At 70.4% G+C, this 21,425-nt stretch carries 17 protein-coding genes; 7 read left to right on the top strand and 10 right to left on the bottom strand.

All coding sequences use genetic code 11. The features are described 5' to 3' along the window. Nucleotides 1-159: 159 nt before the first annotated feature. Nucleotides 160-2,547: an MHYT domain-containing protein gene (locus VGL85_RS19630; RefSeq protein ID WP_331590706.1), complete on the bottom strand. Its 2,388-nt coding sequence runs from the start codon at nucleotides 2,545-2,547 to the stop codon at nucleotides 160-162. Between the two features lie 88 nt (nucleotides 2,548-2,635). Next, on the bottom strand, nucleotides 2,636-3,388 hold the full coding sequence (locus VGL85_RS19625) for a response regulator (protein ID WP_331590705.1): 753 nt from the start codon (nucleotides 3,386-3,388) through the stop codon (nucleotides 2,636-2,638). A 306-nt stretch (nucleotides 3,389-3,694) separates the two neighbouring features. On the opposite strand from VGL85_RS19625, the gene VGL85_RS19620 reads away from it, so the two are divergent. From VGL85_RS19620 to VGL85_RS19610, 3 genes are read left to right on the top strand one after another with little or no spacing between them, the layout of a single operon-like run. Continuing rightward, a complete protein-coding gene (locus VGL85_RS19620) occupies nucleotides 3,695-3,970 on the top strand; it encodes a metal-sensitive transcriptional regulator (protein ID WP_331590704.1) in 276 nt (91 codons plus the stop codon). Between the two features lie 26 nt (nucleotides 3,971-3,996). Continuing rightward, nucleotides 3,997-5,277: a hypothetical protein gene (locus VGL85_RS19615; RefSeq protein ID WP_331590703.1), complete on the top strand. Its 1,281-nt coding sequence runs from the start codon at nucleotides 3,997-3,999 to the stop codon at nucleotides 5,275-5,277. A gap of 44 nt (nucleotides 5,278-5,321) precedes the next feature. Then, the gene (locus VGL85_RS19610) at nucleotides 5,322-6,899 is read left to right on the top strand and encodes a long-chain-fatty-acid--CoA ligase (protein WP_331590702.1); all 1,578 of its coding nucleotides are present in this window, start codon (nucleotides 5,322-5,324) and stop codon (nucleotides 6,897-6,899) included. On the opposite strand, the gene VGL85_RS19605 is transcribed toward VGL85_RS19610, so the two are convergent. Next, on the bottom strand, nucleotides 6,896-8,368 hold the full coding sequence (locus VGL85_RS19605; RefSeq protein ID WP_331590701.1) for an MFS transporter: 1,473 nt from the start codon (nucleotides 8,366-8,368) through the stop codon (nucleotides 6,896-6,898). The genes VGL85_RS19610 and VGL85_RS19605 overlap by 4 nt on opposite strands. 40 nt (nucleotides 8,369-8,408) lie before the next feature. Beyond that, complete coding sequence (locus tag VGL85_RS19600; RefSeq protein ID WP_331590700.1) at nucleotides 8,409-9,026, bottom strand: glutathione S-transferase; 618 nt, start codon at nucleotides 9,024-9,026, stop codon at nucleotides 8,409-8,411. A gap of 129 nt (nucleotides 9,027-9,155) precedes the next feature. On the opposite strand from VGL85_RS19600, the gene VGL85_RS19595 reads away from it, so the two are divergent. After that, entirely contained in the window at nucleotides 9,156-9,383 is a 228-nt protein-coding gene (locus tag VGL85_RS19595; RefSeq protein ID WP_331590699.1) for a hypothetical protein, read from the top strand. Here the strand turns inward: VGL85_RS19595 and glcF are convergent. From glcF to VGL85_RS19565, 6 genes are all read right to left on the bottom strand, one after another. Continuing rightward, complete coding sequence (glcF, locus tag VGL85_RS19590; RefSeq protein WP_331590698.1) at nucleotides 9,368-10,687, bottom strand: glycolate oxidase subunit GlcF; 1,320 nt, start codon at nucleotides 10,685-10,687, stop codon at nucleotides 9,368-9,370. The two genes, VGL85_RS19595 and glcF, sit on opposite strands and share 16 nt — an antisense overlap. Then, nucleotides 10,684-11,862: a glycolate oxidase subunit GlcE gene (glcE, locus tag VGL85_RS19585; RefSeq protein WP_331590697.1), complete on the bottom strand. Its 1,179-nt coding sequence runs from the start codon at nucleotides 11,860-11,862 to the stop codon at nucleotides 10,684-10,686. The genes glcF and glcE overlap by 4 nt, the downstream gene beginning before the upstream one ends. Then, nucleotides 11,862-13,349, bottom strand: a complete 1,488-nt coding sequence (locus VGL85_RS19580; protein ID WP_331590696.1) for an FAD-linked oxidase C-terminal domain-containing protein — start codon at nucleotides 13,347-13,349, stop codon at nucleotides 11,862-11,864. Before VGL85_RS19580 ends, glcE begins: the two co-directional genes overlap by 1 nt. A 59-nt stretch (nucleotides 13,350-13,408) precedes the next feature. Continuing rightward, complete coding sequence (locus tag VGL85_RS19575) at nucleotides 13,409-14,677, bottom strand: hypothetical protein (protein WP_331590694.1); 1,269 nt, start codon at nucleotides 14,675-14,677, stop codon at nucleotides 13,409-13,411. 107 nt (nucleotides 14,678-14,784) lie between these two features. Further along, nucleotides 14,785-15,564, bottom strand: a complete 780-nt coding sequence (locus VGL85_RS19570; protein WP_331590693.1) for an enoyl-CoA hydratase/isomerase family protein — start codon at nucleotides 15,562-15,564, stop codon at nucleotides 14,785-14,787. Then, nucleotides 15,564-16,715 carry an acyl-CoA dehydrogenase family protein gene (locus VGL85_RS19565; RefSeq protein ID WP_331590692.1) on the bottom strand — a complete coding sequence of 384 codons (1,152 nt, stop codon included), beginning with the start codon at nucleotides 16,713-16,715 and terminating at the stop codon, nucleotides 15,564-15,566. The genes VGL85_RS19570 and VGL85_RS19565 overlap by 1 nt, the downstream gene beginning before the upstream one ends. A gap of 189 nt (nucleotides 16,716-16,904) precedes the next feature. Between VGL85_RS19565 and VGL85_RS19560 the strand changes: the two genes are divergently transcribed. The 3 genes from VGL85_RS19560 to VGL85_RS19550 all read left to right on the top strand — a co-directional run bounded on the left by VGL85_RS19560 (nucleotide 16,905) and on the right by VGL85_RS19550 (nucleotide 21,425). Then, nucleotides 16,905-18,593 carry an AMP-binding protein gene (locus VGL85_RS19560; RefSeq protein WP_331590691.1) on the top strand — a complete coding sequence of 563 codons (1,689 nt, stop codon included), beginning with the start codon at nucleotides 16,905-16,907 and terminating at the stop codon, nucleotides 18,591-18,593. Between the two features lie 169 nt (nucleotides 18,594-18,762). Next, nucleotides 18,763-20,355: a carboxyl transferase domain-containing protein gene (locus VGL85_RS19555; RefSeq protein ID WP_331590690.1), complete on the top strand. Its 1,593-nt coding sequence runs from the start codon at nucleotides 18,763-18,765 to the stop codon at nucleotides 20,353-20,355. A gap of 2 nt (nucleotides 20,356-20,357) precedes the next feature. Then, a complete protein-coding gene (locus tag VGL85_RS19550; RefSeq protein WP_331590689.1) occupies nucleotides 20,358-21,425 on the top strand; it encodes a DUF3667 domain-containing protein in 1,068 nt (355 codons plus the stop codon).

The following is a 21,425-nucleotide window of genomic DNA, read 5'->3' as shown; positions in this document are numbered from 1 at the left end:
GGCCCTTTTGAGCGCGGGGTCGGGAAGGCCGCGCGCCCGGCTAGGGACCAAAGCCCCTTCGCCTGCGGCGCGCAACCTTGCGCCCGTGTGTTGCCGTCACATTTCGGTAACGCCGCAATCCGAACCCGCAGCGAGCCCTGGGGCGTTTTCGCAGCGGGGCTAGGCGGCGCGCTGCGCCGCGGCGGCGGCGACGCGCTGGTGCTCCAGCTCGCTCAGCAGATCGGCGGCGGAGACCGGCTTGTTCAAATGGGCGTCGGCGCCCGCCGCGCGGCCCGCTTCCACATGTTCCGCCAGCCCGTTGGCGGAGACGATCACGATCGGCGTATGGCCCCGGCTTTGATCGCGTTCCCACTGGCGGATCCGGCGGGTGGCCTCCAGCCCGTCCATCACCGGCATCTGGATGTCCATCAGGACGGCGTCGAAGTCGCCCGAAAGCATGGCGTCGACCGCCTCCTGGCCGTTCTCCACCGAGGCGTAGGGAATGCCGACGCTGGCAAGGATCAGCTCCAGGACCTGGCGGTTGACCGGGTTGTCGTCGACCACCAGCACATTGAACCGGGCGAGGTCGTACACCCCCTCTTCAGGATCAGCCGGCGTGTTCGCGTAATCTTCGATCGCCTCGTCCGCGACGTCGTCGGTCGGCGGCGCGGCGGCCTGGACGACGTCTTCGGCGGCGATCTCGTGACCGCTTTCGTCGGTGGCGGGGTCGTCGGCGGCGACCGCGGTCTGTACCAGCAGCGGCAGGCCCAGTTCGAAGCCGAAGACCGACCCGCGGCCCACGGTGCTGCGGCAATCGAGGCCCGAGTCCATGGCGCGCAGATAGGCCTCGCAGAGCGCCAGGCCGAGGCCCGCGCCGCCGTGCTTGCGGGTCGCCGAACTGTCGGCCTGGCGGAAGCGCTGCAGCAGCTGGTCGCGCTCGCCCTCGTCGAAGCCGATGCCGGTGTCGCGCACGGCGAAGCGCACGAAGTCGCCGTCACGCTCGACGGCGATGGCCACCTCGCCGAAATCGGTGAACTTGACGGCGTTGCTGACCAGGTTGCCCAGCACCTGGGCGAGACGCTGCGGATCGCATTCCACGTCGCCCTCGGCGTCGGCGCCGATGGCGGCGACCAGCTTCAGCCCCTTTTCCTGCGCGGCCGGGGTGTAGAGGTCGCGGATCCCGCGGACCAGCTCACCAAGCGTCACGCGCTCCGGCCGCAGTTCGAACGCCCCGGCCTCGACCTTCGCCAGGTCCAGGATGTCGCCCAGGATGCCGTTGAGCAGGCCGCCGGATCTCTGGATCACGCTCACCAGCTTGCGCTGCTCGTCGCCCAGGTCCGAGCGTTGCAGGGCCTCGGCGATGCCCAGCACGCCGTTCAGCGGCGTGCGGATCTCGTGGCTGATATTGGCCAGGAACTCGCTCTTGGCGCGGTTCGCCGCCTCGGCGGCGTCGCGGGCGGCGGCCATGGCTTCGGCGGCCTGTTTTTCCGTCGTGATGTCGGTGAGGACGGTGACCATGCCGCCGTCGGTGGTGCGATGGGCCTCGTGGCGGATCCAGCGGCCGTCGGGCAGATGGAACTCGGTCTGGCGGCCATGGACGCTCTGTTCCATCCGCTCGACCTGGGCCTGCGACTCCCCGTCGATCACGGCGAACCAGCCGGACCTCGCCGCGGCCTCGATATAGTCCCGCCGATTGCCACCGACCTCAGGGACGGAGCCGCTGTCGCGGGTCAGCTTCTCGAAGGCGTTGTTCCAGACCCGCAGGCGGTCCTGCTCGTCGTAGAAGGCCAGGCTCGAGGGCACGGCGTTGAGCGCGCCGCGCACGCTGGCGAAGGTGCTGCGGCGGCCCACCCGCTCCATCAGCACCAGGGCGAAGCCCGCGGCCAGGATCAGGGCGGCGAGCCCGCCGGTGAGCAGGGCCAGGTCGCCGCGGCCCATGATCTCGCCGGAGAGGCGGACGCTGGGGTCGGGAATCAGGGTCACGGCGGTCATGCCGGTGAAGTGCAGGCCGACGATGCCGGCCACCAGGGCGACGGTCGAAGCCGCCCAACCCCGGTAGCCGCGCGCCTGCCGGCTGATGGCGAAGGCGGCCATGCCGCCGATCGCCGTGACCGCCAGGGAGGCGATCACATAGCGGAAGTCCCATTGCACCTCGGCGGCGGTGCGGATGGCGTCCATGCCCATGTAGTGCATGACCGCGATGCTGGCGCCGGTGAGCGCGCCGCCCACTAGGTCCATCCCCTTGCGCGAGCGCCAGCTCAGGAGCGCGAAACCCAGGCCCATGCCGACCACGGCCGCGACCAGCGAGGCCAGGGTCTCGGGCAGGTCATAGGCGATCTTCAGGGACGGCTGGTAGGCCAGCATGGCCAGGAAGTGGGTCGCCCAGACGCCGGAGCCGGCGACCATGCCGGTCAGCACCAGCCAGGCCCCGCGCAGGCCGCCGCTGGCCAGCTGGCTTCGCGCCTGGAACCCGAACGCGCTGGCGCAGGCGGTGACGCAGATAAGCGCCGCCACGGCCACCAGGCGCAGATCGTGCTCCGCAAAAATACAGGTAAAGACCGCGAACAAGCCGGGTGACTTTCCCCTAGGTGAGCACCCTTGCTAAACGACAGGGGTTAACAGATTGGATCGCGCGGCCTCGGATCGTTCAACGAATTCAAGCGGCCATGCGGTTGACGGTCGGGCATGAGGCCAGCTGCCCGATCAGGTCGCCGGCGGAGATCGGCTTGGCCAGGTGCGCGTCGGCGCCCGCCTCGCGCCCGGCGGCGACGTGTTCGTCCAGGCAGTTGGCCGAAACCACGATGATCGTCGAATGGCGCGCGCCGCGGCGGGCCTCCAGTTCGCGGATGCGGCGTGTGGCCTCGAAGCCGTCCATCACCGGCATCTGCAGGTCCATGAGGATGGCGTCGTAGGCGGTGTCGCGCATGGCCGTGACGGCCTCCAGGCCGTTCTCCACCGACACATGGGCCATGCCGACGCTGTCGAGGATCATCTCCAGGACCTGGCGGTTGATGGCGTTGTCATCGACGATGAGCACGCTGAACTGCTCGGGCGCGGCGGCCGGCGGCGCATCCGCCTCGGCGGCGACGGCGAAGGGTTGCGGCTCGGCAGCGCGAGGTTCGATGACCTCGGGCTCGGGGCCGTGAAGTTCGGGGCCGTGAAGCTCCGGGGCGTCCAGGACGGGCGCCTGCGGGAGGGCCGGTGGGGATACGGCGGTCGCAGGCGCCCGCGCCACAACGAAATCGCCAAACGCCGCGGTTCCGAGAGGCATGGAAGCATGATCGAGGTCTTCCTCAACCTCGAGCCACTGATGGGCCGGCCGCAGGAAGAGCCTGCGCCCGGTCCGGAGAAACGGCAGGTAGAAGCCAAAGGCGACACTGATCGCCACGACCCAGATAACGACGCCCACGGCCACAAGATTCAGGTCCGGCATATGGAGCGTATAAGTATACATCTCGGCTTTCCCGTCTCGCTTCTTCTTGTTCTGAAGTCGCGAAGACAAAACTATGTCCATACGCTTAACGGATTATGTCATTCCAGGTCCTGGAATCCTCCGTATCTTTACGGATTAAAGTATACGTAGATCTACGTAGTCTTGACCCTCGGCGTCTCAGCGAACGTCGATGGACCCCGCGTTATATACCCCTAGGGGGCATCTTGCCTTTCCTCGTCGCCCGGCCTAGGGCTGGGCCGTTCGAGACGCGAGGCGATGGCGATGGACCGGCCCGGCAAGGCGCAGCTGCTCAACCGGCTTTCGCGCATCGAGGGCCAGGTGCGCGGCGTGGCGCGGATGGTCGAGGACGGCCGCTATTGCATCGACATCCTGACCCAGGTTCAGGCGGCCCGCGCGGCGCTGGCCCGGGTGGAGAGCGAACTGCTGAAGGAACACCTGGGCCACTGCATCGAGGGCGCGATCGTCAGCGGCGACCGTGACGAACAGCGCAAGAAGGCTGCGGAGCTGATCGAGCTCCTGGACTGGGCCGCGCGATGAGGCCCGCCTGGTTCGCGGCCGCATGCGTGGCTGCTTCCCTCGCCGCCGGCGCCGCCCGCGCGCAGTCGACGGACGCCGCCATGCCCGGCATGGACATGCCCCGGCCCGCGCCCCAGGCGGCGCCGAAGGGCATGGGCATGGACCAGATGGAGGGCGCGCTCGGGCCCTATCTCATGACCCGTGAGGCGTCCGGCACCTCGTGGCAGCCCGACGCCTCGCCGCATGAGGCGATCCATGTCCGCGAGGGCGACTGGCTGGTGATGTTCCACGGCCAGATCATCGGCGTCTGGGACAGTCAGAGCGGGCCGCGCGGCGGCGACAAGGGCTTCGTCTCCGGCATGCTGATGGCCATGGCCCAGCGGCCGCTGGGCGACGGCGAGCTGCAGCTGCGCGCCATGCTGAGCCCGGACCCGCAGATGGGTCCGGCGGGCTATCCGCTGCTGCTGGCCACCGGCGAGACGGCGAACGGCAAGACCCCGCTGGTCGACCGCCAGCATCCGCACGACCTGTTCATGGAGCTGTCGGCCTCCTACGCCTGGAAGCTGGGGCGCGCCGCCAGCGCCTTCGTCTACGCCGGCCTGCCGGGCGAGCCGGCCTTCGGGCCGCCGGCCTTCATGCACCGGCTCTCGGTGATGGACAGCCCCGAGGCGCCGATCAGCCACCACTGGCTGGATTCCACCCACATCAGCTTCGGCGTCGTCACCGGCGGCCTGGTGGTCGGCGACTGGAAGCTCGAGGCCAGCGCCTACAACGGCCGCGAGCCCGATCAGCACCGCTACGACATTGAGACCGGGGCCCTGGACTCCACGGCCGTGCGGCTGTCCTGGAACCCGACCCGGAACTGGGCGCTGCAGGCCTCCTGGGCTGACGAGATCAGCCCCGAACAGCTGGAGCCCGGCGTCGACCAGCACAAGGTCTCGGCCAGCGCGATCTACACCGTTCCGGTCGGCGACCACGGCTGGTGGTCCACCACCGCGGCCTGGGGCCGACGGTCGAGCCAGGGCGTGGACCTGGACGCCTGGGTGCTGGAGAGCGCGGTGAAGCCGGCCAGCGCCTGGACGATCTTCAGCCGCGCCGAGCGGGTGGACAATGACGAGCTGATCCCCGCCCTGCTGGACCGCGGCCCGGCGTTCACGGTGGGCAAGGTATCGCTTGGCGCGATCCACGACTGGCCGGTGGGCGAGCACCTGCTGTTCGGCCTGGGCGGGCTCTATGCGCTCGACTTCGTGCCGGGCGCGCTGAAGGCGGCCTACGGGAGCACTGAGCCTCACGGGGCCATGGCCTTCGTGCGGCTGAAGCTGCGCTAGCCCCGGTTGGCTCCCGGCGACGCTTGGTCTAGCAATTCGCGATCATGAGCGCCGAACCCCACGACCCCGAGTTCCTCTCCGACGTCCCGCGCGTGCATGCCGCGCGGCAAGGCGACCACGTCGCCGTCGAATGCGAGGGCCGCACCCTCACCTACGCCGAACTGGATCGGCGCGCTGACCGGGCGGCGGGCCTGCTGGCGGCCTTGGGCGTGAAGCCGGGCGAGCGGGTGGCGTGGCTGGGCCGCAGCCATGAAGCCTTCTTCGAGGTGTTCTTCGGGACCGTGCGGGTGCGCGCCTGCCTGGCGCCGATCAACACTCGCCTCGCCGTGCCCGAGATCGCCTTCATCCTGGGCGACAGCGGCGCGGACCTGTTCTTCGTGACCGCCGGCCTGCTGGACACGGCCCGCGCGGTGGTGGCCCAGGTCGACCGGCCGATCCGGCTGATCGTGGTGGGCGCTGACGAGGACGCCGACCTCGGCGGCCTGGATCGCTACGAAGTCCTGCGCGACGCCGCCCCGGCCGCGCCCGCCCTGGAGCCGGGGGCCGACGACGATATCCTGCAGCTCTACACCTCCGGCACCACCGGCCTGCCCAAGGGCGTGCGGCTCAACAACGCCAACTATGCGGCCTTCCTCGACCTGCGGACCAAGGTCGAGGGCTTCGACTACGGGCCGGACGACACCGTGCTGATCGTCATGCCGCTGTTCCACGTGGCCGGCACCAACATCAGCTTCTCGGGCCTGGCCGCCGGCGGGCGGGTGATCCTGTTGCCCGAGTTCAGCCCGGCGGCGGTGCTGAAGCTGATCGAGGCCGAGCGCGTGGCGCACATCTTCCTGGTGCCGGCGATGATCAACATGTGCCTGCAGGCGTCGGAGATCGAGGGCGCCGACCTGTCCAGCCTGAAGAGCGTGGCCTATGGCGCCTCGCCGATCGGCGAAGCGGTGCTGGCCAAGGCCACGGCGCGGTTCGGCTGCGGCTTCATCCAGTTTTACGGCATGACCGAGAGCACCGGCGCCGGGACCTTCCTGACGCCCGCCGAGCACCGGCCGGAGCTGCTGCGCTCCTGCGGCAAGGCGTGGCCGGACATGGCCGTCCGTGTGCAGACGGACGATGGGCGCGAGGCCGAGGTCGGCGAGATCGGCGAGATCGCCATCTGGGGCGGCATGGTGATGGCCGGCTACTGGAACCGTCCGGAAGCCACCGCAGACACCGTGAGCGCCGATCGCTGGCTGAAGACCGGCGACGCCGGCTACCGCGACGCGGCGGGCTACATCTTCATCCATGACCGGGTGAAGGACATGATCGTCTCGGGCGGCGAGAACGTCTATCCGGCCGAGGTGGAGAACGCGATCATGGGCTGCCCCGGCGTCGCCGACGTGGCGGTGATCGGCGCGCCCGACGCCAAGTGGGGCGAGGCGGTCACCGCGATCGTCGTCAGGAGCCCTGACTGCGACTGCGAGCCGGCGGCGGTGATCGCCTGGGCGCGCGAGCGGATCGCCGGCTACAAGGCGCCCAAGGCCGTGGACTTCATCGACGTCCTGCCGCGCAACGCCTCGGGCAAGGTGCTGCGGCGCGAACTGCGCAAGCCCTACTGGGAAGGCCACGGCCGGCTGGTGGGCTAGGGGGTCGGCCCCGAGGCAGTGTTGACCACCCGGTCGAGCTGTTCCGGCCGCGGGCGCGGCGCGAGCTTCAGGCGCGACAGGCTGGCCAGCACCGCGAACACCGCCACGCCGCCGGCCGCGGCCAGGGCCGTGGTGGCCGCCTTGGTCCCGGCCAGCTGGAAGAAGACCGCGGTCGTCGCCGCGCCCGTGGTCTGGCCCAGCAGGCGCGCGGTCGCCAGCGCGCCCCCGGCCGCGCCCGAGCGGTGCATGGGCGCCGCGGTGATCATCGCGCGGTTGTTGGGCGCCTGGAAGAAGCCGAAGCCGAAGCCGCACAGCGCCATCCGCCAGGCGATGTCGAGATCCGAAACCCCCGGCCGCAGCAGGGACAGCGCGAAGAGGCCGGCGGCGAAGACCGACAGGCCGATGCCGCCCAGGGTCCCGGCCCGGTGGCGGTCGGCCAGGCGTCCGGCCAGCGGGGCGGCGATCCCGACGGCGATCGGCCAGGGCGTCATCAGCAGGCCGGTGACCACCGCCGAGCGGCCAAGCTCGGTCTGGAAATAGAAGGGCAGGCCCACATAGGCCATCATCTGGGCCCCGAAGGAGACGATCGAGGTCAGGATCGACAGGCCGAAGATCGGCAGTTTCAAGAGGTCGAAGGGCACCAGCGGCGCCTCGACCCGCAGTTCGCGCCAGGCCAGCACCGCGCCCGCGACCAGGCCCACGGCGAGCTTGGGCAGGCCCGAGGCCGGCCCCTCGCGGGCCAGGCTCTCCGCCCCGGTAATCAGGAAACCGAAGGTGGTCGCGTTCAGCAGGGCCGAGATCCAGTCGAACCGCCGGTCCGATCCCACGGTGACCGGCAGGGCGCGGACGCCGATCGCGAAGGCCAGCAACCCGATCGGCACATTGATGGCGAACAGCCACTCCCACGACGCCCGCGCCAGGATCGCCGCGGCCACGGTCGGGCCGATGGCCGCCGAGACCGAGATCACCAGGGCGTTGAGGCCGATGCCGCGGCCCAGGAATTTCTTCGGGTAGGTGAAGCGGACCAGGGCGGCGTTGATGCTCATGATCCCGCCCGCGCCCAGGCCCTGCAGCACGCGCGCGGCGGTGAGTTCGGCCAGGCTGTGCGACAGGGCGCAACCCAGCGAACCCAAGGTGAAGACCAGCAGGCCCGCCATATAGACCCGCCGATAGCCCAGCCGGTCGCCGAGCGCCGCCAGCGGCAGCAGGGTGACGGTGATCGCCAGCTGATAGGCGTTGACGATCCAGATCGACGAGGCCGCGCTGGCGTGCAGTTCGTTGGCGATGGTCGGCAGGGCGACGTTGGCGATCGCCCCGTCCAGCACCGACATGGTCATGGCCAGCCAGATCGCCGCCACCGACCAGTAGCGGCGCGGGATCGGCAGGCCGTCCGGCGTCGCGGCGACGGCGTGGGCGTCGGTGTCCTCCCGCGCGATCTGCGCAGGCGTGGCGGTCGCGGCGTCCGGCATCAGCCCCTAAACCCGCGAACCGGGGTTTGGCGCCGCACGGCTAGGCGCTGGCCGCCGCGCTGGGCCGCGCCTTCACCCGGTCGAACCAGCCGGTGAGCTTGCCGTTCGCCGGGTCCAGCGGCTGGCCGACCACGGCGCCGAAGTCGAGGAAGGAGAACAGCAGGATGTCGGCCAGGGTGAAGCGGTCGCCTGCGATCCAGGGGCCCTTGAACTCGCCCTCCAGCCAGGTCAGGCCGTCCTTGGCGAGCGTCTTCAGCCCCGGCGCGGCCTCGGGCAGGCAGCGCATGCGGCTCTCGAACAGCGGCAGGCCCTCGGCGAAGCGGAAGCCGTTGGCCATCGGCTCGCAGATCTTCAGGTCCACGCGGCGCGTCCACATCCGGGTCTCGGCCCGTTGCTGGGGTGTCGCGCCGATCAGCGGCGGGGTCGGCTGGACTTCCTCCAGGTATTCGCAGATCGCGGTGATCTCGGTGACGAAGCCGCCGCCGTCCAGCTCCAGGGCCGGCGTCTGGCCCGCGCGGTTGACGCTCTCGTTGTAGGGCGGCCGGCGGTTTTCCCCGCCCCGCAGGTCAACCTCCACCCGCGCCACGTCCAGGCCCTTCTCGGCCAGGAACATCTTCACCACCCGAGGGTTCGGGCCGATCGAGGTATGGAGTTTCATGGGCGGGTTTCCTCTGCTGCGGAGGGACCGTTAAGCGCCGCTTCGCGCCCGGTCAACGAATCGCCCGTTAATCACTTTTTTACCCGCCAGCGTGGCGTTTCGCCGCAGTTTGGGGTATAGGAGCGCCCCATGGCTGATCGACAGTTCAAACCCGATCTGGCGGGTTCTGGCGAGACGCTCGAGCATCTGCTCCTCCGTCTCCGCTCGCAGGTGCGCCGCCCGGCCTGGCCGCGGCGCGATGGCCCCTCCGGCTGGGATCACTTCGTCACCTCGCGCCGGCCGCCGCGCGGCGCCGGCGGGGCCGAAGCCCCCATCCCGCGGGAAAGACCGGTCCCGGACGCCTACGCGCCGATCTGAGGCTGACCGCCAGGTTCCGCCGGCCCCAAGGCCCCGACCAGCGTCGGCGGCATCGGCCCGCCCGTCGCCCAGTCGAGAAGCTCGACCGGGTGAACCACCGGCATGGGAACCGCGCCGCGCATCTGGGCGATGCAGCCGACGTTGCCGGCGGCGACGATCACAGCGCCGGTCTTCTGCATGGCGATGGCCTTGCGGGCGCGCAGGCGTCCGGCCAGCTGCGGCTGCAGGATGTTGTAGACCCCGGCCGAGCCGCAGCAGAGGTGGCCCTCGGCGATCGGGCGCACCTCATAGCCCGCCTGGGCCAGCAGGGCGGCCGGCTCGGCCCTGATCCCCTGGCCGTGCTGCAGCGAACAGGGCGCATGATAGGCGACACTGAGCCGGCCGGGCCGGGTGACCGGCGGCAGGCCGGCCTCGGCGACCAGCTCCAGCACGTCGCGCGCGATCTGCGCCGCGCTGGCGGCCGCCGGATCGCCCGGCAGGCGGTGGGCATAGGCCTTGAGCGTCGTCCCGCAGCCCGCTGCAGTGGTGACGATGGCGTCGAACGGGCCGGCCCTCTCCCACGTCCGCAGGTTCCGCCTGGCGAAGCCGGCGGCCTCTTCGGTCCGGCCCAGGTGTTCGGAGAGCGCGCCGCAGCAGCCCTCGCCCGCGGCCAGCACGACGTCATAGCCGGCGCGGGTCAGCAGGCGGATGGCGGCGTCGCGGATCGTCGGCGTCAGCACCGGCTCGACGCAGCCCTGCAGCAGGGCCACGCGGCCGCGGCGTTGGCCCACCGGCGGATAGCTGTGCTGAGCCGCGGCGGCGCGGGGCGCGGCGGCGGGAACCAGCCGGAGGAGCGCGGCCAAGGGCAAGAGCTTCAGCGCCTCCAGCACCGGCTCAAGCGGGCGGCCAAGGCGCCCGAACGCCAGCCCTGCGCGCAGCCAGGCCGGGCGGGTCAGCACCTGCGGCAACAGCCAGCGCAGCAGGCGCTCGCCGAACGGCCGGCGGTAGTGCGCCTCGATATGGGCGCGGCCGTGGTCCATGAGCTGGGCATAGTCGACCCCCGACGGACAGGTCGTCCGGCAGCCCAGGCAGGAGAGGCAGCGGTCGATGTGCAGCACCGTCTCGGCCGGCGGCGGGCCTCCGGCCTCCAGCATCGCCTTGATCAGCTCGATCCGCCCGCGCGGGCCGTCGCGCTCGTCGCCGGTCAGCACATAGGTCGGGCAGGTCGCGGTGCAGAACCCGCAGTGGACGCACTTGCGCAGCTCCGCGTGGCTGGCGGCGGTCTGCGGCTCGGCGAGCTGAGCGGCGGAGAACTCGGTCTTCATTGGCCGAGCCCCATCCGGCCGGGATTCAGCACGCCCCTTGGATCGAACGCCGCCTTCACACGGGCGCTTAGCGCCGCCAGCGCCGGGTCGAGCAGGGCGGTGGCCGGGCCCTCGCCGCGGAACAGGGTCGCATGGCCGCCGAGCGCGTGGGCGGCGGCGTGGACCTCTGTGGGCGCGGCCTCGCTCAACAGCCAGACCAGGCCGCCGCCCCAGTCGTAGAACGCCTCACCGGCCACGGTTTCCGTCAGCCTCCAGCCGGCGGCGGGCGGCAAGGACACGCGCCAGACCGAACTGCGTTTTACGCGAGCGAAGGCCTCGACCTCGCGCACCTGGGCCCAGAAGTCTCGGCTCAGGGCCGCGTCCAAAGCCTCGATCCGCCCGAAGCTCCTGAGCGTGGCGGCGAGGTGATCGGCCCGGGCGGCCACCGAGGCGGCGAACCCTTCCAGCCGGATCGCGGTGACCGCCATCTCCCCCTTCAGCGGCGGGCGAGCGGCGACCGCCTGCGGCAGATGGGCCGCGCCGGAGACGTCCACAGGCGCGTTCAGGGCGACGGTCAGCGCCTCGCCCGCGCGCGGGTCGGTCAGGCCGAACAGCAGCAGCGTGATCTCCGTCCGCGCCGCCGGCAGCACCTTGATGGTGACCTCGGTCATCACCGCCAGCGTGCCCCAGGACCCGGCGACCAACTTGGGCAGGTCATAGCCGGTGACGTTCTTCACCACCCGCCCGCCGGCTTTCACGATCTCGCCGCGGCCGGTCACGGCGGCGAGGCCCAGGAAGTGGTCGCGCGCGGCGCCGGCCCGCAGGCGGCGCGGGCCGGAGAGATTGGCGGCCAACGCCCCGCCGAGCGTCGGTCGGCCCTTCGACCCAAGCAGCCTGGTGAGGTGCGGCGGCTCGAACGGCAGCACCTGGCCGTGGCTGGCCACCAGCGTCTCCAGCGCCGCCAGGGGGACGCCCGGCTGGGCGGTCAGCACCAGTTCCTCCGGCGCATAGTCGATCACCTTGTCGAGGGCCGCCAGGCTGACGACGGCGTCGGCGGAAACGCCCGCGCCCACCGCGCGCTTGGTCCCGCCGCCCACGATCTCCAGGCTGCGGCCGGCCGCGTTCGCTTCGGCCACCAGCGCGGCGACCTCCGCGGCGGTCTTCGGCGTCTCGGTGCGGGCGGCGACCTCGAGCATCAGAAGCGCGGCAGCTCCGGAAAGGCGACCGCGCCGCGATGGACGTGGACGCGGCCCAGCTCAGCGCAGCGGTGCAGGGTCGGGAACACCTTGCCGGGATTGAGCAGCAGGTCGGGATCGAAGGCGCACTTCACCCGCTGCTGGCAGGCGAGGTCGGTGGCGCTGAACATCTCACCCATCAGGTCGCGCTTCTCGACGCCCACGCCGTGTTCGCCGGTCAGCACGCCGCCCACCGCCACGCAGAGCTTCAGGATCTCCGCCCCGAACGCCTCGGCGGCCTCCAGCTCTCCCGGCTTTTCGGCGTCGTACATGATCAGCGGGTGAAGGTTGCCGTCGCCGGCGTGGAAGACGTTGGCGACCCGCAGGCCATAGCGGCCGCTCATCTCGACCATGGCGCCCAGCACCCGCGGCAGCTCGCGGCGCGGGATGGTGCCGTCCATGCAGTAGTAGTCGGGCGTCAGCCGCCCCACCGCCGGGAACGCCGCCTTGCGTCCGGCCCAGAAGGCCAGCCGCTCCGCATCGCTCTCGGAGGTCCGCACCGTCGTCGCGCCGCGTGCGCGGGCCAGGCCCGCGACCTCGCCGCAGAGTTCGGCGCACTCCGCCTCCGGCCCGTCCAGTTCGACGATCAACAGCGCCTGGCATTCGACGGGGTAGCCCGCATGGACGAAGGCCTCGGCGGCGACGATCGCCGGGCTGTCCATCATCTCCAGGCCAGCGGGAATGACGCCCGCCGCGATGATGTCGCCAACGGTGGCGCCGGCGGCCTCGACGGACGGGAACCCCAGCAGCAGGGCCCGCGCCATTTCGGGCGTCCTCAGCAGACGGACGGTCACCTCCGTGACGACGCCCAGCAGGCCTTCCGAGCCGGTCACCACGCCCATCAGGTCGTAGCCGGCCGCGTCGAAGCCCTTGCCGCCCAGGCGCACCACCTGGCCGTCCATCAGCACCAGCTGGCAGCCCAGCACATTGTGGGTGGTCAGGCCGTACTTCAGGCAGTGAACCCCGCCGGAGTTCTCCGCCACATTGCCGCCGATGGTGCAGGCGATCTGGCTGGAGGGATCGGGCGCATAGTAGAAGCCGTCCGCCTCCACCGCGGCGCTGATCGCCAGGTTGGTGACGCCGGGCTGGACCACCGCGCAGCGGTTGGCGAGGTCGACCTCCAGCACCCGGTCGAACTTGGCCATGCCGAGCACCACGCCGTCGGTGAGCGGCAAAGCGCCGCCGGAGAGCGAGGTGCCGGCGCCGCGCGGCACCACCTTGACGCCCTGCGCCTGGCAGTACGCCAGCACGGCGGAAACCTGCTCCACAGTCTGCGGCAACACCACGGCCAGCGGCGTCTGGCGATAGGCCGACAGGCCATCGGACTGGAAGGGGACCAAGCCGGCGGGATCGCTGACCACGCCCTCGCCAGGGACCAGGCGCTTCAGCGCGCGCACGATCTCGCCCTTGCGGGCGATGGTGGCGGCGTCGGGCGCGGGCATCTTCATGGCCCGCCAGTCCTAGCCTGTTCCGGGCCCTAGGCCACTAACCCTCAGGCCAATAACCCTCAGGCCAACGCGCCCAGGATCGTTTGGTGCAGCGCCTTGGCGACCGGCTCCAGCATGGCCGGACCGGTGACGTCGGGCAGGTCCTTGGCGCTGTGGTGCAGGGGCGAGGCGGCGACCAGGCCGATCAGCGGGCGGTAGCCCAGCTTGCGGAAGGTGGCCAGTTCTCCCGGCGCGTTGTGGGCGTCCAGGTCGAGCGGCATCTCGTAGCCGACCTGGCCGGCGAAGGCCTTGGCGGTGGTCGCGATGAGCGGGGCGCTGGCGCCGATGGTCCGCGCCTTCGGCGGGCCGGGCAGGCGGACCACCTTCCCATCCTTCAGGACGTGGTCGTAGACCGCCACATTGGCGCCGATGGCCACCCACAGGCGGGTGTCGGCGGGCTTGGGCGCCCCGGCGCGGGTGAACAGGTGGGCGCCATAGCCGTCGAATTCGTGACCCGCCGAGCAGACGACCACCAGGTTGAGGTCGGGGCGCGTCGCCAGGGCCGCGGCGAGACCCAGCCAGATGGCGATGCCGGAGCCGCGTTCGCCCGCGCAGTGGCGCCAGCCGCTCTTCGGCGTGGAGATCACGATCGGCTTGCCGGGTCCCTTGCGGCGGCCGATCACGTTCTGCGCCTGGCCCGGCCGCGACCGGCCCTCGAGCCGCACGCTCACCAGCGTCCCGGCCTGGGCGGCCGCCTTCAGCGCCGCCGCGTCGCGCCCGGCGGCCAGCAGCACGGGGCAGCGCCAGGCCGGCGCCTTGGGGTTGCGGTTCATGGCCAGCAGCTCGCCGAGCGGATTTTCGGTGATGGCGATCACCGCTACGGCGCCGGAGTCCACGGCGGCGACGATCGGCGCCGGCGGCGGCGCCTCCAGCCCGGCGCCCGTGCCCGGCGGCAGGTCGACAAGCGCGATCTTGCCCGCGCCGCCGGCGACGGAGAGCGGCGCGGTGAGGCCCGCGGGCGGCGTGGCCGTCGGCGTCCAGTAGGGGAAGCTTTCCAGGGTCCGGCCGCCGAGGACGATGTCGCAGGCGCCGAGTTCGAAGACGGGATAGTCGAAGGCCTGGCGCTCGGTCGTATAGCCCGCCGCCTTCAGCGCCTTCTCCAGCCAGGCGGTGGTCGCGTTGTCCCCGGCCGTGCCGGTGCGGTGCTCGCCCAGGCCCGCGTAGGCCTTCACGTCGGCATAGAGGGCCGTGCCGGAGAGCGGGTCGGGAGCGGCGAGCGCCGGCATGGCGGGCAAGGTTGCGGCGCCCAGGCCGGAAATCAAAGCGGTTCGCCTGTCCACTGTCCTCATCGCGTCATCCCCGAACATACGGAACCCCGTGCCCATGGCGGCCCGATCCGGTCCGCGATCAACCCTCGAACCCGGACGTTCCAATATCCGGAACGGACGCCTGGCGGCTAATCACCCTTGAAAGCCGGCGCCCGCTTCTCGTTGAAACTGGCGACGCCTTCGCGCCGGTCGGCGGTCTTGAACAGGCGGTTGTAGGCGTTGAGCTCGAGCACCATGGACTCGCCCAGTTGCAGGCCATGGCCTTCGTGGACCACGCGCTTCAGGGCGCGGACCGAAAGCGGCGCGTTGGTGGCGATGCGCCGAGCCGTCTCCAGGACCGCGTCCATCAATTCCGCCGCCGGGACCACGCGGTTGACGATGCCGGCCTCCAGCGCCTCCTGGGCGGAGAGCGGGCGGCCGCTGACCAGGATTTCCAGCGCCCGGCGCTCGCCCGCCTGGCGGGTGAGCAGCTGGGTGCCGCCCAGACCCGGCATGATGCCGAGCGTCACTTCCGGCAGGCCGAAGCGGGCGTTGTCGGCGGCGTAGGCGAAGTCGCAGGCGAGCGTCATCTCGCAGCCGCCGCCCATGGCCGCGCCGTTCACCGCCGCGATCACCGGCACGGGCACGGCGAGCTGGGCGCGGGCCATGGCCTCGAACACCTTGTGCTGATCCGCCCAGGCCTCGTCGGTCATGCCGTTGCGTTCCTTGAGGTCCGCCCCGGCCTGGAAATGACGCCCCTCGCCGGTCAGAATCACGCAGCGCAGGTCCTGGCGCTCCGCCAGCGCCGTCCAGGTCTCCAGCAACTCCAGCCCCATCCGGGTGGAGAGCGCGTTGGCCACCTCGGGGCGGTTGAAGGCCACGACGGCGATGCCGGGGCTGGGCTCGGACAGCAGCAGGGTCTCAGGCATCAGAAGCTCTTCGGCAGGTCCAGCACGTGGGTGGCCACGTGGCTGAGGATCAGGTTCGTGGAGATCGGCGCCACCTGGTAGAGGCGGGTTTCGCGGAACTTGCGCTCGATGTCGTACTCCTCGGCGAAGCCGAAGCCGCCGTGGGTCTGGACGCACATGTCGGCGGCGAACCAGCTGGCTTCCGAGGCGGCCAGCTTGGCCATGTTGGCCTCGGTCCCGCAGGGTTGGCCGGCCTCGAACAAGGCCGCGGCATGGTCGACCATGTGGCTGGCGGCGGTCATCTGGACATAGGCGCGGGCGATCGGGAACTGCACGCCCTGGTTCTCGCCGATCGGGCGGCCGAACACCTCGCGCTCGCGCGCGTAGGCGCTGGCGCGGTCGATGAAGAACTTCGCGTCGCCGATGCATTCCGCCGCGATCAGGATCCGCTCGGCGTTCATGCCGTCCAGGATGTAGCGGAAGCCCTGGCCCTCGGCGCCGATCAGGTTCGCGGCCGGCACGCGCAGGTCCTCGAAGAACAGCTCGGTGGTGGCGTGGTTCAGCATGGTCCGCACCGGGCGGATGGTCAGGCCGTTCCCAACCGCCTCGCGCAGGTCGACCAGGAGCACGCTCATGCCGTCCGACGGCTTGGCCGCCTGGTCGCGCGGCGTTGTGCGGCAGAGCAGCACCATCAGGTCGGAATGCTCGGCCCGGCTGATCCACAGCTTGCGGCCGTTCACGACATAGGCGTCGCCGTCCCTGCGGGCGAAGGTGGTGATCCGCGTCGTGTCGGTGCCGGCGTCCGGCTCGGTGACCCCGAAGGCCTGCAGGCGCAGCTCGCCCGAGGCGACCTTCGGCAGATAGGCCGCCTTCTGCGCGGGCGACCCGTGCCGCAGCACGGTGCCCATGGTGTACATCTGGGCGTGGCAGGCGCCGCCGTTGCAGCCGGACCGGTGGATCTCCTCCAGCACCGCGGTCGCCGCGCCTAAGCCCAGGCCCGAGCCGCCGTAGTCCTCCGGGATCAGCACCGAGAGGAACCCCGCCTCGGTCAGGGCCTGGACGAAGGCGGTGGGATAGGCCCGCTCGCGGTCGAGGTCGCGCCAGTAGGCGCCGGGGAACCGCGCGCACAGCCTGCGCACCGCCTCGCGGATTTCGGGGAAGGTCTCAGCCACGAAAGCTTCTGTGGCGCCTGCCCCACCGCGTGTCATCACCTTCCTACCGTCATGGCCGGGCTCGTCCCGGCCACCCATGAACGCCGCCTTCGCGGAAAATCCTGCGCCACCGATGCGCATGGGTCCCCGGCACAAGGCCGGGGATGACGAAGGAGAAGGGAGAACCTAGGGTCTCCCGTGGAGGAAACCGTGACCGATCTCAGCTACGTCCATGGGGCCGATACGCGGCCTTTGTTGGGGATGACCATCGGGGCGGCGTTCGACGCGACGGTCGAGGCGCACCCTGGGCAGATGGCGCTGATCTCGCGGCATCAGAAGATCCGCTGGACCTACGCCGAGATGAAAGCCCGCGTCGACGCCCTGGCGGCCGGCCTGCTGGCGCTGGGGCTGGAGCCGGGCGACCGGATCGGCATCTGGGCGCCCAATTGCGCGGAGTGGGCGCTGACCCAGTTCGCCACCGCCAAGGCCGGCCTGATCCTGGTCAACATCAACCCGGCCTATCGGCTGAGCGAGGCCGAGTACGCGCTGAACAAGGTCGGCTGCAAAGCGCTGGTCACCGCCATCGCGCACCGGACCAGCGAATACCTGCACATGATCCGCGAGCTGGCGCCGGAGCTGTCGTCCTGCCGCCCCGGCGCGCTACAGGCGGGAAGGCTGCCGCACCTGCGCTGGGTGATCACGCTCGGCGAACAGGAGCACGCCGGGTGCCTCGCCTTCCACCAGGCTTGTGACGCGGGCACGCCGGCCGATGCGGCCCGGCTGGAGGAGATCGCCGCGAAGCTGCAGTTCGACGACGCCATCAATATCCAGTTCACCAGCGGCACCACCGGCTTCCCGAAGGGCGCGACGCTTTCCCACCACAACATCCTGAACAACGGCCACTTCGTCGCCGAGGCGATCAAGCTGACGCCCGGCGACCGGCTGTGCATCCCGGTGCCGCTCTATCACTGCTTCGGCATGGTGATGGGCAACCTGGGCTGCATCACCCACGGCGCGACCATGGTCTATCCGGCCGAGGGGTTCGATCCGCTGGCGACGCTTGAGGCGGTGCAGGACGAGACCTGCGTCGGCCTCTACGGCGTGCCCACCATGTTCATCGCCATGCTGGGCCATGAGGCGTTCGCCCGCTTCCATTTCCCGGCCCTGCGCACCGGCATCATGGCCGGCTCGCCCTGCCCCATCGAGGTGATGAAGCAGGTGATCGACAAGATGGGGATGGCTGAGGTGACCATCGCCTACGGCATGACCGAGACCTCGCCGGTGAGCTTCCAGTCCAGCGTGGACGACAGCGTCGAGCGCCGCGTCGCCACCGTCGGGCGCATCCAGCCGCACCTGGAGGTGAAGGTCGTCGACGCCGAGAACCGCATCGTCCCGCGCGGCGAGACCGGCGAGCTCTGCACGCGCGGCTATTCGGTGATGCTGGGCTACTGGGACGACGAAGCCCGGACCGCCGAGGCTATCGACGCCGCCGGCTGGATGCACACCGGCGACCTCGCCACCCTCGACGCCGAGGGCTACGGCAACATCGTCGGCCGCATCAAGGACATGGTCATCCGCGGCGGCGAGAACGTCTATCCGCGCGAGATCGAGGAGTTCCTCTACCGCCACCCGGCGGTGCAGGACGTGCAGGTGATCGGCGTGCCCGACGCCAGATACGGCGAGGAGCTGTGCGCCTGGGTGGTGCTGAAGCCCGGCGCGGCGGCCACGGCCGAAGACATCCAGGGCTTCTGCAAGGGTCAGATCGCCCACTACAAGATTCCACGGCACATCCGGTTCGTGGAAGGTTTCCCCACCACCGTCACCGGCAAGGTGCAGAAATTCGCCATGCGCGAGGCGATGATTGCGGAACTCGGCCTCGTGCTGGAAAAGACCGCATGATGGCTTGGCTTTGCCCTTCTCCCCTTGCGGGAGAAGGTGTCGGCCGGAGGCAGACGGATGAGGGGTCTCGCGGTGCGAACAAGGAAACCAAGAGGTTGGATTTGGAGATGACCATCGCCCCCTCATCCGACCTGCTCCGCAGGCCACTTTCTCCCGCAGGGGGAGAAGGATGAGGAAAATCGTCTCCAATATCGACCCCGGCTCCCAGGCCTTCGCCGCCAACGCCAAGGTCAACCGCAAGCTGGCGGCCGAGCTGCGCGAGCGCGCGGCCGCCGCCGCCCTGGGCGGATCGGAGGACAGCCGCAAGCGCCACGTCGGCCGTGGCAAGCTTTTGCCGCGCGAGCGGGTGATGCGCCTGCTGGACGCCGGCTCGCCGTTCCTGGAGGTGGGCCAGCTGGCGGCGAACGGTCTCTACAACGACGAGGCGCCGGGCTCCGGCATCATCGTCGGCGTCGGCCGCGTTTCCGGCCGCGAGTGCATGATCGTCGCCAACGACGCCACGGTGAAGGGCGGCGCCTACTATCCGATGACGGTGAAGAAGCATCTCCGCGCCCAGGAGATCGCCATCCAGAACCGCCTGCCCTGCGTCTACCTGGTGGATAGCGGCGGGGCGAACCTGCCGCACCAGGCCGAGGTGTTCCCAGACCGCGAGCACTTCGGGCGCATCTTCTTCAACCAGGCGCGGATGAGCGCCGACGGCATCGCCCAGATCGCCTGCGTCATGGGCTCCTGCACCGCCGGCGGCGCCTACGTCCCGGCGATGAGCGACGAGACGGTGATCGTCCGCGGCCAGGGCACCATCTTCTTAGGGGGACCCCCGCTGGTGAAGGCCGCCACCGGCGAGGTGATCACCGCCGAGGAGCTGGGCGGCGCCGACACCCACGGCCGCCGCTCGGGCGTGGTCGACTACGTGGCCGCCGACGACGAGGAGGCGCTCGCCCGTGTACGGATCATCGTCGCCAACCTGAACACCGCCAAGCCCGATCCGCCGGTGATGGGCGACGCGCGCGAGCCCGCCTACGACCCGGAGGAGCTGTACGGCATCGTGCCCACCGACGTGCGCGCGCCCTATGACGTGCGCGAGGTGATCGCGCGCATCGTCGACGGCTCGGAGTTCGACGAGTTCAAGCCGCTCTATGGGACGACCCTGGTCACCGGCTTCGCGCGCATCTGGGGCTATCCGGTGGCGATCCTGGCCAACAACGGGGTGCTGTTCTCGGAAAGCGCGCTCAAAGGGGCGCACTTCATCGAGCTGGCCTGCCAGCGTAAGATCCCGCTGGTCTTCCTGCAGAACATCTCGGGCTTCATGGTCGGCGGCAAATACGAGGCCGGCGGCATCGCCAAGGATGGCGCCAAGCTGGTGACCGCCGTGGCCAGCGCGGAAGTCCCGAAGTTCACCGTGCTGATCGGCGGCTCGTTCGGCGCGGGCAACTACGGCATGTGCGGCCGCGCCTATTCGCCCCGCTTCCTGTGGACCTGGCCCAACAGCCGCATCTCGGTGATGGGCGGCGAGCAGGCGGCCAGCGTGCTCGCCACCGTGCATCGCGACGCCGACAAGTGGACCAAGGCCGAGGAAGAGGCCTTCAAGGCGCCGGTTCGCCAGCGCTACGAGGACGAGGGCAACCCCTACTTCGCCACCGCCCGGCTGTGGGACGACGGCATCATCGACCCGGCCCAGACCCGCGACGTGCTGGGCCTTTCCATCTCGGCCTCGCTGAACGCGCCGATCCCGCCAACGCGCTTCGGCGTGTTCCGGATGTAGCCATGGCCAGCGGTGACAACCTCCTCGAAGCCGTGACGGCGGACACCATCGCCCACGAGGCGGCGCGGGCCTCGAAGCACAGCCTGCCGATCGGCGCGCCCTGCCCGAACTGCCGCACGGCGATCGCCGGGCCCTGGTGCTACGCCTGCGGCCAGCGGGCCGAAAAGTACGACCGCTCGATCTGGCGGCTGTTCGGCGAGATGTTCGAAGGGCTCGTCGACCTGGACGGGCGGATCTGGAAGACCTTCCCGCGGCTGATCTTCCGGCCTGGCAAGCTCACCCGCGAATACCTCGACGGCCATCGCGCCGCCCAGGTGCCGCCGTTCCGCATCTTCCTGATCGTCCTGCTGGTCGTGTTCTTCGCCGGCGGTCAGAACTTCGCCCGCAACAAGCAGCACTTCCAGCTGGGTCTGCCGAACGATCCCAAGATCACGGCGAACATGTCGGACAAGGACAAGGCCGACTACGCGCAGGCGATGGCCAAGCTCGGCGCCTTTAAGGCCGGGCAGGACGCGAAGCCCTCGTCGAACGACGCCCTGAACTTCAACCTCAGCCCGCCGAATGCGGCGCCCGCGACAGCGACCCAGGGCATCAAGATCGGGCCGAACGACACCATCAACATCAACACCGGATCGGCGAAATCCAGCTCCTTCTGGACCACGCAGGTGAAGAAGGCGCTGGCCAATCCGGACGCCTTCTTCGCCGCCGCCGCGGAGTGGGCGAACCGGCTGGCGGTCATCATGCTGCCGATCGCGGCCCTGATGTTGTCAGCGCTGTTCGTCTTCAAGAGGAACACCTACGTCTTCGACCACCTGATCTTCTCGATGCATTCGCTCTCGTTCCAGGGCCTGCTGCTCTCGGCGGTCTTCCTGGGGGCGATCTACTGGGACCCGGCCTGGAACCTGCTCTGGCTGTCGCCGGTGCATCTCTTCTTCCATATGCGCGGCGCCTACCGGGTCAGTTGGTACGGCACGCTTCTGCGGATGTTCGCCCTCTTCATCGCCTCTTCCGTCGTCTTCGGCCTGATGATCGGGGCGCTGGTGATGATCGGCATCGCTACGGTCCAATGA

The organism is Phenylobacterium sp., assembly GCF_036501465.1.
Taxonomy (GTDB): domain Bacteria; phylum Pseudomonadota; class Alphaproteobacteria; order Caulobacterales; family Caulobacteraceae; genus Phenylobacterium.
This window is presented reverse-complemented; position numbering and strand designations above follow the sequence as displayed.